Origin of the sequence: Micromonospora sp. NPDC049836, assembly GCF_044465125.1 — a bacterium.
Lineage (GTDB): Bacteria > Actinomycetota > Actinomycetes > Mycobacteriales > Micromonosporaceae > Micromonospora.
Map to the genome: position 1 here is coordinate 507,868 of NZ_JBITLH010000004.1, position 14,608 is coordinate 522,475.

12 protein-coding genes are annotated in these 14,608 nt (G+C 75.1%); 7 read left to right on the plus strand and 5 right to left on the minus strand.

Translation table 11 applies throughout. From position 1 onward, the window contains the following. Nucleotides 1-27: 27 nt before the first annotated feature. Nucleotides 28-957, minus strand: coding sequence for a diacylglycerol/lipid kinase family protein (locus ACIBPB_RS14095; protein ID WP_396839994.1), 930 nt, complete (start codon nucleotides 955-957; stop codon nucleotides 28-30). Nucleotides 958-1,309: 352 nt separating this feature from the next. On the opposite strand from ACIBPB_RS14095, the gene ACIBPB_RS14100 reads away from it, so the two are divergent. After that, nucleotides 1,310-1,858 carry a winged helix-turn-helix domain-containing protein gene (locus ACIBPB_RS14100; protein ID WP_396839995.1) on the plus strand — a complete coding sequence of 183 codons (549 nt, stop codon included), beginning with the start codon at nucleotides 1,310-1,312 and terminating at the stop codon, nucleotides 1,856-1,858. Nucleotides 1,859-1,984: 126 nt separating this feature from the next. On the opposite strand, the gene ACIBPB_RS14105 is transcribed toward ACIBPB_RS14100, so the two are convergent. After that, a complete protein-coding gene (locus ACIBPB_RS14105; protein ID WP_396839997.1) occupies nucleotides 1,985-6,364 on the minus strand; it encodes a S8 family serine peptidase in 4,380 nt (1,459 codons plus the stop codon). Between the two features lie 325 nt (nucleotides 6,365-6,689). Here ACIBPB_RS14105 and ACIBPB_RS14110 point away from each other — a divergent pair, with 325 nt between their 5' ends. Beyond that, a complete protein-coding gene (locus ACIBPB_RS14110; RefSeq protein WP_396839998.1) occupies nucleotides 6,690-7,271 on the plus strand; it encodes a winged helix-turn-helix domain-containing protein in 582 nt (193 codons plus the stop codon). Here the strand turns inward: ACIBPB_RS14110 and ACIBPB_RS14115 are convergent. Next, nucleotides 7,247-9,217, minus strand: coding sequence for an ABC transporter ATP-binding protein (locus tag ACIBPB_RS14115; RefSeq protein ID WP_396839999.1), 1,971 nt, complete (start codon nucleotides 9,215-9,217; stop codon nucleotides 7,247-7,249). The genes ACIBPB_RS14110 and ACIBPB_RS14115 overlap by 25 nt on opposite strands. Nucleotides 9,218-9,529: 312 nt before the next feature. On the opposite strand from ACIBPB_RS14115, the gene ACIBPB_RS14120 reads away from it, so the two are divergent. The 3 genes from ACIBPB_RS14120 to ACIBPB_RS14130 all read left to right on the plus strand — a co-directional run bounded on the left by ACIBPB_RS14120 (nucleotide 9,530) and on the right by ACIBPB_RS14130 (nucleotide 11,336). Further along, nucleotides 9,530-10,372 carry an SAM-dependent methyltransferase gene (locus ACIBPB_RS14120; RefSeq protein ID WP_396840000.1) on the plus strand — a complete coding sequence of 281 codons (843 nt, stop codon included), beginning with the start codon at nucleotides 9,530-9,532 and terminating at the stop codon, nucleotides 10,370-10,372. A 65-nt stretch (nucleotides 10,373-10,437) separates the two neighbouring features. Continuing rightward, nucleotides 10,438-10,848: a VOC family protein gene (locus ACIBPB_RS14125; protein WP_396840001.1), complete on the plus strand. Its 411-nt coding sequence runs from the start codon at nucleotides 10,438-10,440 to the stop codon at nucleotides 10,846-10,848. Between the two features lie 32 nt (nucleotides 10,849-10,880). Next, nucleotides 10,881-11,336, plus strand: coding sequence for a helix-turn-helix transcriptional regulator (locus ACIBPB_RS14130; protein WP_396840002.1), 456 nt, complete (start codon nucleotides 10,881-10,883; stop codon nucleotides 11,334-11,336). Between the two features lie 148 nt (nucleotides 11,337-11,484). Here the strand turns inward: ACIBPB_RS14130 and ACIBPB_RS14135 are convergent, their stop codons facing one another. Beyond that, nucleotides 11,485-11,772 (minus strand): DUF1905 domain-containing protein, encoded by a 288-nt coding sequence (locus ACIBPB_RS14135; protein ID WP_396840003.1) that lies wholly within the window; start codon nucleotides 11,770-11,772, stop codon nucleotides 11,485-11,487. Between the two features lie 117 nt (nucleotides 11,773-11,889). Between ACIBPB_RS14135 and ACIBPB_RS14140 the strand changes: the two genes are divergently transcribed. Further along, nucleotides 11,890-13,179, plus strand: coding sequence for a sensor histidine kinase (locus tag ACIBPB_RS14140; protein ID WP_396840004.1), 1,290 nt, complete (start codon nucleotides 11,890-11,892; stop codon nucleotides 13,177-13,179). Next, nucleotides 13,167-13,823, plus strand: a complete 657-nt coding sequence (locus ACIBPB_RS14145) for a response regulator (protein WP_396840005.1) — start codon at nucleotides 13,167-13,169, stop codon at nucleotides 13,821-13,823. Before ACIBPB_RS14140 ends, ACIBPB_RS14145 begins: the two co-directional genes overlap by 13 nt. Nucleotides 13,824-13,985: 162 nt before the next feature. Here the strand turns inward: ACIBPB_RS14145 and ACIBPB_RS14150 are convergent, their stop codons facing one another. Beyond that, nucleotides 13,986-14,408, minus strand: coding sequence for an acyl-CoA thioesterase (locus tag ACIBPB_RS14150; RefSeq protein WP_396840006.1), 423 nt, complete (start codon nucleotides 14,406-14,408; stop codon nucleotides 13,986-13,988). Nucleotides 14,409-14,608 lie beyond the last annotated feature (200 nt).

Here is a 14,608-nt window from a genome sequence, read left to right on the forward strand (position 1 = left end):
GACGGCTGACCGAGGCGGGCCGGTCGGTCAGCGGTCCGGGCTGTCGGCCGGCGCCATCAGCCGCAGCGCGTTGGGGTCCAGGCCGATGCGGACCGGGGTCAGGCCGTAGGGTTCGCCGTCCACCTCGATCCGGGCCGGCCGGTCGGTCTCCACCCAGAGCTGGCGCACCGCGAGGAACGGCTGCTCCCGCAGGCTGCGGCGGTGGCCGGTGGCCGCGTTGCGCGCCGTCGCGCGCAGCAGGCCGCGCCGGCTGGGCCCGCCCACCGGGTAGGCGACCAGCAGCCGGTCGTCGGCGTTGGCGTCGGCGGTGATCGGACGGCCGGCGTGGAAACCGCCGTTGGCGACGTACAGCTGATGGGTCAGGAAGTCGTGCTCGCGCGCCTCGGCGCGCACCCGCACCCGCAGCGGCCGGTGCCGGGCGAGCAGCCCGAGGGCGGTCGCCGGGTAGGCCAGCCGGCCGGCGATCCGCTTGAGCCGGGGCGGCGCGCTGCGCATGATGTCGGCGGAGAAGCCGATGCCGACGTGGTTGGTGAAGCGCAGGTCACCGACGATCCCGAGGTCGACGTCGATCACCTTGCCGGCGGTGAGCACCCCGACGGCGGCGTCGAGGTCCAGCGGCACGCCGACGGTGCGGGCGAAGTTGTTGGTGGTGCCCAGCGGCAGCAGGCCGAGGGCGATGTCCCGGTGCGCGAGCACCCGCGCCGCGGTGCCGATGGTGCCGTCGCCCCCGCCGGCGACCAGCAGGTCGGGACCGAGGTCGGCGGCACCGGCGAGCACCCCGTCGAGGTCGCCGGGCCGCTCGACCGGGTACGCGCCGAGCAGGGTGAAGCCGGCCTCGACGAGCCGGGCGCGCACGGCGTGGTAGAGCCGGCGGCCGCGGCGGGAGTGGGCGTTGACGACCAGCGCGGCGCGCCGATCGTGGCGGACGGCCTCGGTCAGCTCCTGCTTGGTCCGCATGGGCACCGAGCCTATCCGCCGCAGCCCTCCCCCGGCCGCGGACGGCGCGGCCAGGAGGGCCACCGACGCCCGGGCCGGTCGCGGCCGGTGCGAGCCGGGCAACGACCACCATGAATGGCGATGGCGGTCGTTACATTGACGTGAACTGCTATACCGGTGGCCGGGGGCGGCGCTAGGATCTCGCCTGGGGGGTTCCGCAGCCTCACCTCTCCACCACCCTCCCCGCGCCACGTCGAGCCCTCGGCAGCCCGCTCCGGTTCCTCCGGACGGGCTGGACGGTCGTGCCGTCGAACGGGAGTCGACGGCCTCGAACAGGTCCGCGGAAACGCGGGAACAGCAGAAGGGGCGGAAAATGGGGATCCCGTCCTTGGTCATCGGCATCGCCACCTCGGCGGCGGAGCGCCGCCAGCTCGCGCAGGTGCTCGGCGGGGCCGACGCGTTCGTGATCGTGTCCAGCGTCCACGAGGCGCGCCGCTTCCTCGACCTGGTCCGCCGGGCGGGGCCCGCGGCGACGGCACCGCCCGGCGCGGCGACCGCAACCCACGATGCGGCGCCGGCAGCGGCCGGCGGACCGGCGGCGGGCGACGCCGGTCCGGTCCCGGGCGACCCGCCGACGCCGGAGCTGAGCGTCGACTCCGACCGCCGGGTGCTGCGCTGGCACGAGCGCGAGGTCGGCCTGACCCCACTGGAGCACGACGTGCTGCTCTGCCTCGTCGGCACGCCCGGACAGGTCTGGACCTACCAGCGGCTGCACCGGCAGGTGTGGGGCAACGAGCACCTGGGGCGCGGCTCCGACCTGCACTCGGTGGTGCGCCGGATCCGGCGCAAACTCGCCCGGCTGGGCGCCGCGTCGACCATCCACGCGGTACGCGGCGTCGGATTCCGCCTCGCGCCCTCCTGACCACACCCGCGCGCACGGACGGGCGGCGCCGCCGCGCGGTCCCGGGCGATCCGGTGAGCGGGCGGTGACGCGGTCCGGCCCGCCCGGTGCTGCACCGGGCGGGCCGGACCTGTCGGTCGAGCGGGATCAGCAGCGGATCGGGGCGAGCGCGAAGTCCTCCACCGTCGGCGTGCTGGTGTTGATCCTCGTCTGCCGGGTCTGCGGCTTCCAGCCGTCCTTGGCCACGATGATCGTCAGCGGGTTGTTACGCCGGTCGAGCCAGTAGGCGTACCCGCCGTCGGCGTCGGTGGCGAAGGTCCACGACATCGCCCACGAGTCGACCTGCACGACCGCGCCGGGCAGGGGCGCGACGGCCCCCTGACAGCTCGTGCCGGTGACCGTGCCCATCAGCTTGCCCCACGTCGTCGGGGGGTTCACCACCATGGTGACCGCCACCGGCGGCACCGCGTACGGCGTGTTCTCCTTGATCGCCACGGAGGCCGTGTACGTGCCCGGCTGGTCGACGGCGGCCGACATCCCGACGGTGACCGTCACCTGCTCGCCCGGGGCGAGGGTGACCTTGGTCTTGTCGACGGTCAGCCAGCTGACGTCCGCCGGACCCTCGGCGCACTCGGTGAAGCCGGGCAGCGCCTCGCTGTCCTTGGTCGCCGTGAAGCTGCCGGAGGAGCCGCCGATCTTGTAGAAGCCGCACGCCGCGCCGCCGCGGTAGCGGGCGGTGTTGGCGTTGGGCAGGTTCGACCACGAGTCGGTGGCCGGGTCGTAGGCGAAGCCGGCGTTGGTGATGGCCCCGCCCTGCGAGCCGCCGACGACCAGCAGCTTGCCGCTGGCCACCGCGTACGCGCTGGCCCAGCTGTCCGAGGGCGCGTCGGCGATCGCGCTCCAGCTGTTCGCGTCCGGGTCGAAGGCGTACCCGGCCTTCTGGGCGAGGGTGCCGTCGTTGCCGCCGGTGCAGTAGACGGCGCCGTCGATCCCGCCGCAGGACAGGAACGCCACCGACTTCGGGTAGGCCGGCAGGGTCTCCCAGCGGTCCGTGGCCGGGTCGTACCGGACCACGTCGTTCGCCATCGGCAGGCAACTCGCCGTGGTGCAGCCGCCGACCGCGTACAGCTTGCCGGCGACGACCGCCTGCCCGGCTGCCGCCCGCGGCCTCGGGTTGTCGGCCTTCCTGGTCCAGGTGTTGGCGGCCGGGTCGTACGACCAGGTGGCGCCGTCGGGGCCGGCCGCGCCCCAGCCGCCGGTGGCGATGATCCGGCCGCCCACGACCCCGACCGTCATGGCGTTACGCGCCCCGGGCAGGTCGGCGATCGCCGTCCAGCTCTGGCCGATCGGGTCGTACACGTAGTTCTTCGCGCTGGACGCGGTGCCGTCGCCGCCGGCGATCGAGTAGATCTTGCCGTCGAGGTTGACCACCCGGTTGTCCATCACGTTCGCCGGGTAGTTGGCGATGGTCGTCCAGGGCTCGGCCTGCGGGGCGACCGCCGCGACGGCGGTGGCCGACTTGCCGGTCGGTCGGGCCGCGAACGACGTCGGCGCGGTCAGCCGCTGCGTCGGCGCGCCGGCGGAGCCGAGAATCTCCTGCCGGGACAGCCGGGACCCGTCGGCGCGCTGGAGGACGAAGCCGCCGTCGCGCTCGCTGAACTCGACGGTCGCCGGCGCGCCGCCGGTGTTGGTCACCGTGAAGGTCTTGCTGACCTTGCCGGTGGGCATCCGGACCGTGCCGGTGACCGAGGTCGGCTTCACCGCCAGCCGGCCGGCCGCGAGCTGGAAGGTGGCCGCGGTCGCCCAGTCGGTCTCCACGTCGACCTGTTTGGTCTGGCCGACGTAGTTGCCGGCCTTCGCGGTGAACGGGTGCTGGCCGGTCAACGACGAGAACATCCAGTAGAAGCCGTCCGGCAACCCGGTGTCGTCCGGGGTCGCGACCGTGGTGGCCCGCTCCGCCGGGCGGTCGTCGCTGGTGACCGTGGCGCCGTTGACGTACCCGTTGTCGTTCTTGTCCCGGACGTGGCCGAGCACCAGGCCGCCGTTGGTCGGCTTGCAGATCAGCTTGCTGCCGATCAGCACGTTGTCGACCTGCCACCACCATTCCCAGGAGGCCTCGTAGTAGTGGAACCGGACCCGGACCTGCGCCTGGCCGGCGGCCTGCGGGATGGGCACCTCGGTGACCTTCGGCCCGCGCACGTCCGCCGCCTGCCGCAGCACGTTGCTCCAGGTGGTGCCGCCGTCGAGGCTGAGGTCGACGTCCGCGCGGTCGGAGTTCAGCCAGTTGTAGTCCTGGTTGAACCGGATCACCGGCGCGGTGACGCCGCTGAGGTCCACCACCGGGCTGACCAGCGAGGTGTCCTGCCGCCCACCGCTGCCGTAGTTGTCGCTGTCGATGATCGCGAAGCGGCCGTCGCCGCCGGTCAGGTTGCCCCGGTCGCCGCTGTCGGTGAACTCCCACACCTGGCCGGTGCCGGCGTGGTCCACCACGGACCAGCCGTCGGGCACGGAGGCGCCGTCGAAGGTCTCGTACACCCCGTCGGAGCTGTTGGTGTAGCCGGGCGCGGTGGTGCAGGCGGCCGGGTCGGCCGGTACGGCGATGTTCTGCACGGCGTTGCCGGAGCCGACCACGACCTCCCGGGTGACCGTCAGGTAGCCCGGGTACTGCGGCTCGACCGTCAGCCGGTACGTCGCACCGGCCGGAAGGGTCAGCCGGAAGCGGCCGGTGGCCGGGGTGGTGTAGTCGGAGACCGGCAGGCCGTCGACGCTGACCTTCGCGTAGAGCGGCCAGCCGTGCCCGGAGCCGTCGGTGACCGCGCCGCTGACCGTCACGCTCGGCACCGCGGTCAGCGCGACGTCGAGCCGGGTGGTGCCGTCCTTGGTGACCGTGGCGGACAGGGTCCGGGTCTGGTAGCCGAAGGCGCTGACGGCGACCTGGTAGGCGCCGGCCGGCAGCAGCGAGGAGAAGGTGCCGTCGGCGCCGGTGGTCAGCTCGCGGGTGGCCGCGCCGGTCAGCGCCACCGTCGCGCCGGCGATCGGGCCGCCGGTGGCCGCGTCGGTGACCGTGCCGGCCAGCGTCCCGTTGTCGCCGATCGGGGCCGCGTTGAGCAGCGCGAGGGCGTCCAGCCGGCCCTCGCCGAACACGTTGTTGTCGTCGGTGGTGCCGCCGCACTGGCTGTCGGCCTGGTCGACGGCCGCGTCGTCCAGCAGCGCGCGGGTCGCGGTGATGTCGCCGACCAGCGTCGGCGCCGCCGACCAGAGCAGGGCGATCGCGCCGGCCAGGTGCGGGGCCGCCATCGAGGTGCCGCTGATGCTGGCGTAGCCGCTGCCCGGGACGCTGGAGCGGATGTTCACGCCGGGGGCGGAGAGGTTGGGCTTGATCTCGCCGTTCTGCCCGGCGCCCCGGGAGGAGAAGCTGGCGATGGTGTTGTTGACGTCGTACGCGCCGGCCGAGTAGTTGCTGGCCAGGCTGCCCGGTGAGCCGCTGGTCTGGCAGGACGGGCCGTTGTTGCCGTTGGACCAGGTGCCGAAGATGCCCGAGGCCGTCCAGGCCGCGGTCACGTCCGCCATGAACGGCTCGTTGGAGGGCAGCTCGGTGCCCCACGAGTTGTTGATGATGTTGGGCCGTTTGCTGGCGTCCGGGTGCTCGCCGTTGAGGTCGGTGGGCTCCAGCATCCACTGCCCGGAGGAGATCAGGGCGTCGTCGGAGGGGCAGCAGCCGTTCGCGGCGATCCACCTCACGTCCGGGGCGACGCCGATCTGGTTGGCCCCGTCGGCGCCGGCCATGGTGCCCATGGTGTGCGTGCCGTGCCCGTTGGTGTCGCAGGGCGCGGTGGGGCAGGTGCCGGCGGCGTCGAACCAGTTGTAGTTGTGGTCGAAGGTGCCGTCGCCGTTGTTGCCCCGGTAGGCGTTGACCAGGGCCGGGTGGTTGAACTGCACGCCGGTGTCGATGTTGGCCACGGTGATGCCGGCGCCCTTGACGCCGTACTGGGACCAGACGTCGTCGGCGTTGATGTTGGCGATGCCCCACTCGAGGGCGTTGACCGTCTTCTCGTCGCTGCCCTTGGTGACCTCGGGCACCTTGTACTCGGTCGGGGCGTACAGGCCGTCGACCTCGGCGTGCGCGGCGACGTTCTGGGCCATGGCCAGCGATCCGCCGCTGACCTTGATGGCGTTGGTGGCCCAGAACGTCTGGTACCTGGTGCCGGAGCTGTCCAGCTCGGCCCGGACCCTGGCCTGGCTGGCCGTGGCGGTGCGGCGCAGCGCGGCCGCGACCGCGGCGCCCCGCTCGGTCCAGTCCTTGATCGCGCTGGCCCGGCCGAGGTCGGCCCGGTCGGCGAAGTGGATCCAGAAGTCGCCCTCGCTCTTGCCCTGCAACTGCCGGGTGAGCTCCGGGCGGATCTTGTCCGACGCGGCCGTGCCGGCGCCGGTCGCGGTCTGCGTCGCCTGCGCGCCGGTGGCGGTGACCGCCAGGCTCGTGGCGGCCAGGACCAGGGCCGCGCCGGCGCCGACCAGGCGGCCCGCCAACGGTCTCCGATGTGGACGTCTCAGCATCGCTGCTGCCTCCTCCAGGTACGACCCGCGAATCATCGAGCCAGGTCGAAGGGCGCAGGCGACTCTTCTCCCGTCGGATCCACAGCGGAATGTACGAACCCCCCAGCCCCCAGGGCGCCGTGCGGGTCACGCCGGCAACCTGAGTGGACAGTAGGATCTCCGGGAGAGAACGATCAAGCACGCCCGGTGAGCAACTTGTCACCAACAGCTCGCCGCCGGGCGGTGGTTTTGACAGTTTCGGGCAGCGCGACACGCACCTCGGGCGGGCTGCGCCCACGATCGGCGCGGGTGGGGATGCGTGACCGAGGACGACACGGGACCGGCCGGCGGGGCGGAGCCGCCGTCGCCGCTGGTGATCGCGGTGACCCCGGTGCCCGCGGACCGGCTCCGGATCGCCGAACTGCTCGACGGGGTCGCGCCGCTGCTCGTGGTCGCCGACCTCGACGAGCTGCGCCGACTGCTCGCGGCCCGCGCCCCGGCGACCCACCCCGCCGCGTCGCCCGCCGCCGAGCCGCCGCGGGCCGCCGGCCCGCTGCTGATCGACCCCGCCCGGTCCACCGCCCGGGCCGGGGAGCGCGAGGTCGCCCTCACCCGGCTGGAACGCGACCTGCTGACCTGCCTGGCCAGCGAGCCGGTACGCGCCTGGAGCTACCCGGAGCTGCACCGCTCGGTCTGGGGTGACCCGCACCGGGAGCGCCGCGCCGACGTGCAGTCCGTGGTGAAACGGCTACGGCGCAAGCTCGACCGGCTCGACGCCGGCGTCACTCTCGTCGCGGTGCGCGGCGTCGGTTTCCGGCTCGCCGGGTGGCGGGATCGGGGCGCGGCGTCGGATGCCGGCTCGCGGGCCGGCGGGGCTCAGGGCGCGGCGACCGGCGGCTGACGCGGGCTCGGCGGGCCGCCCCGGGTCACGTCGTAGCCGCTGGCCTGGAGGGTGAACAGTTCGGCGTAGCGGCCCCCGGCGGCCATCAGCTCGTCGTGACCGCCCGCCTCGACCAGCGCGCCGTCGTGCAGGACGAAAATCCGGTCGGCGTGCCGGACGTTCGCCAGCCGGTGTGTGATGAGGACGGTGGTGACCCGCCCCTGCCGGTCGCGGATCGCCTGGAACAGGGCGTCCTCGGCGCGCGGGTCGAGCGCCGAGGACGGCTCGTCCATGACGAGCAGATCGGCGTCGCGGAGGAACCCGCGGGCGGCCGTGATGCGCTGCCACTGGCCGCCGGAGAGGTCCTGGCCGTGGGCGAAGGTGCGGTCGAGCAGCGTCTCGTAGCCGTACGGCAGGCTCTCGATCATGTCGTGGGCGACCGCGCGGGCGGCGGCCGCCTCGATCCGGTCCTGCCGGGCCTCGCCGTCGACGTCGCCGATGGCGATGTTCGTGGCCGCCGTGAAGGGCCACTTGTGGTACTCCTGCGTCACCACGGCGATCCGGGACCGCAGGCTGTCGACGTCCCAGTCGGCCAACGGCCGCCCGTTCCAGCGGACCACCCCGGCGGTGGGCCGGCGCAGGGCCGCCAGCACCGCGGCGAGGCTGCTCTTGCCCGAGCCGTTCTCCCCGACGAAGGCCACCGTCTGCCCGGCCCGGATGGTCAGCGTCACCCCGTCCACCGCCGGGGAGTCCCGGTCCGGATAGCAGAGGCGGACGTCCTGCACGCTCAGCTCGCGCAGCGGCCCGGCCACCGGCCGGGGCGGGGCGGCCTCGGGCAGGTACGCCTCGGCCCGGGCCAGGAAACCGGTGTAGTCGCCGAAGTGCTGGCCCTCGGTGTACACCAGGTCCACCTGGATGGTGGCCACGGACAGCGACCGTTGCGCGGACTGCAGCGCGATCACGCAGGTCGCCGCCGCGGCGAGCGGGATCCGCCCGTCGACCAGCAGCAGCCCGAGCAGGGCGTACACCGCACCGGTGGCCACTCCCCCGACCACCGCGCCGAGGCTGGTCATCGTGGTGACCCGCCGGGCCAGGGCGAGCTGGATGCCGGTCTCCACGGCCATCACCCGGTCGTACTGGTCGAGCAGGAACGGGCGCAGCCGGTACGAGCGCAGCTCCGGCGCCGACTCCCGCTCGGCCATCAGCCGGTGCAGCAGCCACACCCGGCGCCGCCGCACCGAGCCCGCCGTGTACGTCTGGTACCGCAGGTGACCGGCGCGCAGCGACGCCCACGCCTTCGGCAACGTGGCCAGCAGCAGCGCCACCAGCAGCAGCGGGTGGATGACCAGCACGGCGACGGCCACCGCGACCAGGCCGGCCAGGCCGGCGAAGAGGTTCATCGACGCCTGCACCAGCGAGATCGCCGAGGCGGTGCCCCGCGACGCGCGTTCCATGTCGTCGGCGAACGCGTCGGCGTCGAACGCCTCGAGCCGCACGGCCGTGGTCACCTCGAACAGGCTCCGTTCCACCTCCCGGTCGAGCCGGGGCGTCAGCCCGTTCTGCGCGTACCCGGTGACGATGCCGGCGCCGGCCCGCAGCGCGGTCGCCGCCGCCAGCGCGGCGAGCGCCGGCGCCGCCGCGACCACCTTGTCCGGGGTGGGCCCGCCGGCGAAGAGTTCGACCAGCACCCGCTGGGTGGCGACCAGGCCGAAGGCCGCGAGCACGCCGGAGCCGACGGTCGCGGCGCCCACCACCCCGGTCCGGATCCGGTCCGCCCGCCAGCTGATCCGCAGCGCCGTCCAGACCAGCTGGGGCAGCTCGGCGAAGACGGCGAACAGGCCGGCCTGCGCGCGCGCCCGCACCCCGGTCTCCCAGTACATCTCGCGCAGCTCGGGCAGGACCGGTTCGCTGACCGGACTGGACGGCGGCGGCGCGGGGGGCCCGTCCGGGACGGTGGCGTCGGCCATGCGGATGCCTCCTCGGGTGCGGCGTCGGTCGCGCGACGGGCCGGGCACCGGCGGCGACGACCGGCGGGCCGCGCGTGACACCGCTTCGTAGCCGGCCGGTGACAGGGAGCCATGTTGCCCGGTCACCGGTCCGTCGGCAAGCCGCCGCCGGCGGATCCCCGTGCCGCCGGCGGATCCCGGCGCCGTCGGGGGCGGCGGGCGGCCTCGCCCGGACCGGCCGCGCGGCCCCATGGCTCGGGACGGTGCTCCCACGCGCGCGGCTCGGGCGGCTACGATCGGCGTGCGTGCCCACAGTGGATCAAGGAGGTCGCGGTGGCGGAGACGACATCGGGCGTACGAGCCGTGCCGGAACAGCCGTCGTCGCGGATCGACCCGTCGGTGCCCCACGCGGCCCGTCGGTACGACTACTGGCTGGGCGGCAAGGACAACTTCGCGGCCGACCGGAAGTCCGGCGACGGGATCGCAGCGGTCTACCCGGCGATCCGCACGACGGTCATCGAGAACCGGCGCTTCATGCACCGGGCCACCCGCTACCTGGCCGGGTCGGCCGGGATCCGGCAGTTCCTGGACATCGGGACCGGCATCCCCACCAGCCCGAACCTGCACGAGGTCGCGCAGGGCGTCGCGCCGGAGTCGCGGGTGGTCTACGTGGACAACGACCCGATCGTGCTGGCGCACGCGCGGGCCCTGCTGACCAGTTCGCCGGCCGGGTCCACCGCGTACGTCGACGCGGACCTGCGGGACCCGGAGCGGATCCTCACCCACCCCACCGTCCGGGCCACCATCGACTTCGACCGGCCGGTCGGGCTGACCCTGGTGGCGATCCTGCACTTCCTCACCCAGGCCGACGACCCGTACGCGATCACCCGCCGGCTGGTCGACGCGCTGCCGTCGGGCAGCTACCTGGTGATCTCCCACGCCACCACCGATCTGGTGCCGCGCGAGATCGCCACGGCCGCCGCGCCGGCCACCGCCAGCAGCATGATCGACATGGCGTTCCGCGACCGGGACGAGTTCGGCGCGTTCTTCGCGGGCCTGGAGCTCGTCGAGCCGGGCATCACCCCGATCACCGACTGGCACCCGGAGGAGCCGGCGGAGCAGCGGGTACCGGCCGCGCAGGCCTCGATGTACGCGGCGGTGGCCCGCAAGCCCTGAGGTCGGCCGGCACCGATCAGGAATCGAGAAGCGCGGGTCGCCGCGCCGCCACTAGCGTGGTCGGCATGGACCTGACGATTCACACGTGTGTGCTGCCGCATGTCGATCCGGACGCCTCGGTGGCGTTCTACCGGGACGTCCTCGAGTTCGAGGTGCGGGGTGACGTGGGGCAGGGGCGGATGCGCTGGATCACGGTCGGGCCGGCGGGCCAGCCCGACATGTCGATCCTGCTGGCCCCGCCCGCGGCCGACCCCGGGGTGACCGAGGAGGAGCGGGCCACGATCGCGGAGATGATGGCCAAGGGCACCTACGGATGGATCCTGCTGGCCACGCCGGATCTGGACGGGGTGTTCGAGCGGGTGCAGGCCGGCGACGTGGAGGTGGTCCAGGAGCCGACCGAGCAGCCGTACGGCGTCCGGGACTGCGCGTTCCGGGACCCCGCCGGCAACCTGGTCCGCATCCAGCAGCGGCGCTGACCCGACCGCCCGCCGAGGAACGGACACCCCTCATGTGTCACCCCGCCTGGGCCCGCGCGCGGACCGCCGCGCAGCGCCTGCGCGACCTGGCGCGGCTGCGCCGGGTCCGCGACCGGATCGACCGGGAGTACGCGCAACCGCTGGACGTCGAGGCGCTCGCCCGCGCCGCGAACCTGACGGCCGGCCAGCTCAGCCGCGCGTTCCGGCTCGCCTACGGTCGGTCGCCGTACGCGTACCTGATGGTCCGGCGTGTCGAGCGGGCGGCGGCCCTGCTCCGCCACGGCGACCTCAGCGTCACCGAGGTCCGCCGGGCCGTCGGCTGCCCGTCGCCGGGCATCTTCCACACCCGCTTCACCGAGCAGCTCGGCGTGCCGCCGGCCGTCTACCGGCGCGCGACGGGCGGCGCGACCGGGACCGGGCCGCCGGGGCGACCGGCCCGGGCACCCGGCGGGCGGCCGGTGGCCGCCGCGCTGGCGACCACGGGCTGACGGCCCCCGCCGTCCCGGCCGCCGCGCACCGGTCGGCCGGGGTGGCGGGTCGGGGCGGTGTCCGGGTGCGGACCGGCACGGTGACCGGGTGGCGAGCCGGCGGTGTCCGGGTGCCGGGTCGGAGCGGTGGTGGGCCGGGCGGTGGCGGTCACCGCGCGACGGTGAGCTGCACCGTCACCGGCTCGCCGGGCTCCAGGCCCTCGGCCCGGCGCACCGCCGCCTTGACCGGGACGATGTACCGGCCGTCCTTCGGCCAGAGCGAGGTCTGCCAGCTGGTCCGGCCGATCCGCGCGGTCACCGGGATCATGCCCCAGCCGTACGTCACCGCGGGCGACGCCGCCGCCAGCGCGCCGCACTGCTCCGCCGGCACCGTGACGAAGTGCCACGGCGCCGGGCCCCGCCAGAACCACATCTCGCCACTGAACTCCAGCTCCACCGGCTCAGGATAGGAGCCGACCGGCGCCCGCGCGGGCCCCCGGGTAGGGCCAGGCCCACCCCGGAAGGGGGTCCAGCCGGCTGGGCCGGCCCGGCCGCCCTGGCTAGCGTCACCAGCATGATCGAGGACCGACCGACCCACCTCGCGGCGGCGCTGCGCCGGCGCGGCTACCCGCTCTCCCCGTGGCCCTGGCGGGCCCTGGCGTACGCGGCCACCTCCCTGGCGGTGGCCGGGCCGCTCGCCGTCGGGCTGTTCGTCGTCGCGGCTCCCCTGCTGGCGGTCGTCAGCGCGGCCCGCCAGGGCCGCCCGGTGGCGCTGCCCGTGCTCGTCTTCCTCACCGTCGTCGCCCTGCTGGTGCTGGCGCTCGCGCCCCTGGCGAGCGGTCCGGTCGCCGCCGTGGAGCGGTGGCGGCTCGGTCTGGTCGACGCCCGCCCGCTGCCCGGCCCGCGCGGCGCCGGCCTGGCCGCCCGCTACACCGGCGCGGCGGCGTGGCGGGAGACCGCGTACCTCTGCTTCCTGGCCGCGGTGGTGCCCGCCGGGTACGGGATGTTCGCCCTGCTCGCGCTGGTCGACGTGGCGTTGCTGGCCGGCCCGTGGCTGGCCGGCCACGGTGAGCGGATCGTGCTGCTGGCGGCCACCGTCGACACGCCCCGGCAGGCGGTCCCGTACGCGCTGCTGGCGCTGCTGCTGGTGCCGGTGCTGTGGTACGCCGCCGGCCTGCTCGTCGCCGGGCAGGCCGCGGTGGCCCGGTGGCTGCTCGGCGGCGCGACCGAGCAGGTCGCGTTGCGCGAGGTGACCCGCTCCCGGGCCCGGCTGGTCGACGCGTACGAGGCGGAACGGCGCCGCATCGAACGCGACGTGCACGACGGCGCGCAGCCGCGGCTGACCAGCCTCACCCTCCAGCTCGGCATGGCCCGCCTCGACGTGCCCGAGGACTCCCCCGCCGCGCCGCCGCTGGCGGCCGCGCACGAGCAGGCCAAGGAGCTGATGGTGCTGCTCCGGCAGATCGTCCGGGGCATCCGCCCGCCGCACCTCAGCGAGCTCGGCCTGGCCGGCGCGGTCCGGGAACTGGCCACCCGGGCCACCGTCCCGGTCACCGTCCACACCGACCTGCCGCAGCCGGTGCCGGAACTGGCGGAGACCACCGCGTACTACGTGGTCTCGGAGTCCCTGGCCAACGTCGCGCGGCACGCCGGGGCGACCCGCGCCCAGGTCCGGCTCACCCGGGCCGGCCGTACCCTGCTCGTGGAGATCGAGGACGACGGCCGCGGCGGCGCCGACCCGGCCCGCGGTACCGGGCTCACCGGACTGGCGGATCGGGTCGGCGCGGTGGACGGGCGGCTGCTGCTGGCCAGCCCGGCCGGAGGCCCTACCCTGGTGCGGGTGGAGCTGCCGTGCCGCCGGTGATCCGGGTCGTGCTCGCCGAGGACGAGGTCCTGCTGCGCGACGGGCTCGTCGGCCTGCTGACCCGGTTCGACTTCGCGGTGGCCGCCGCCGTCGGCTCGGCGCCGGAGCTGCGCGCCGCGGTCGACGCCCACGCGCCGGACCTGGTCGTCACCGACATCCGCATGCCGCCGGGCCGCCGCGACGACGGCCTGCGCGCGGCGGTCGCGCTGCGCGAGGAACGCCCGGACCTCCCGGTCGTGGTGCTCAGCCAGCACGTGCAGGCCGAGTACGCGGCAGCGCTGCTCGGCAGCGGCGACGGCCGGCGCGTCGGCTACCTGCTCAAGGATCGCGTCGCCGACGTCGCCGAGTTCGCCGGCACGCTGCGCCGGGTGGCCGGCGGCGGCACGGCGATCGACCCGGACGTGGTGCGCCACCTGCTGCACCGGCCGCGGGATCCGCTGGCCGCCCTCTCCCCCCGCGAGCGCGAGGTGCTCGCGCTGGTCGCCGAGGGCCACTCCAACGCGGCGATCGCGGGGCGGCTGCACGTCACCGACGCGGCGGTCGGCAAGCACGTCGGCAACATCCTGTCCAAGCTCGACCTGCCGCCCAGCGACGACACCAACCGCCGGGTGCTGGCGGTGCTCACCTACCTGGGCGCCCGCTGAGCCGGTCCCGGCGCGGCGCACGACGCGCACGGGATGCGCGACCCGGACACGATGGGCGACCCGGACGCGGTGGGCGACCCGGACGCGGTGGGCGACCCGAACGCGGGGGGCGGCCCGGACGCGGGGGGGGCGACCCGGACGCGGGGGGCGACCCGGGTGGGGTCACAGGTTGAGCGGGCCCGGGTCGGTGGCCAGCTCCGCGAAGCGCCGGCGCGGGTCGGGGACCAGCCGCCGGGCGGCCAGGTCGAGCAGGCCGCCCACCCCGGTCACCTCGGCGACCCGGGTGCCGTCCGCACGGGTCAGCTCCTGCACGATCTGGAAGGTCTTGCCCTCGCCCCAGCGGAACTCGCAGGACACATCCACCTCGTCGCCGCCACGCAGCTCGCGCAGGTAGCGGACGGTGACCTCCAGGGTGACCGGGCCAACCCCGCCGGCGAGCAGCCGGTCCTGGGAGATGCCGGCGGCGCGCAGGCACTCCCACCGGGCGTGCTCGCCGTACTGCAGGTAGACGGCCTGGTTCAGGTGGCCCTGCGTGTCGAGCTCGTAGCCGCGGACGGTGACGCGTACCCGGAACGGATCTGCCATGTCCGCGAGCGTAGCGAGGGCCGCGCTCCGGCCGCCCGGCCCCCGGCACCGGCACGGGGCACCCGGCGGCCGCCGCCTCACTCGGTGCGGGCCGTGGCGTCGTCGCGCTTCAGGTCGTAGCCGTGGCTGGGCTCGCGCTCCACCAGGCCGAGCAGGGTCAACGGGACGCGACGGGGGGGCGGCCCGGGCGGCCGCCCGCG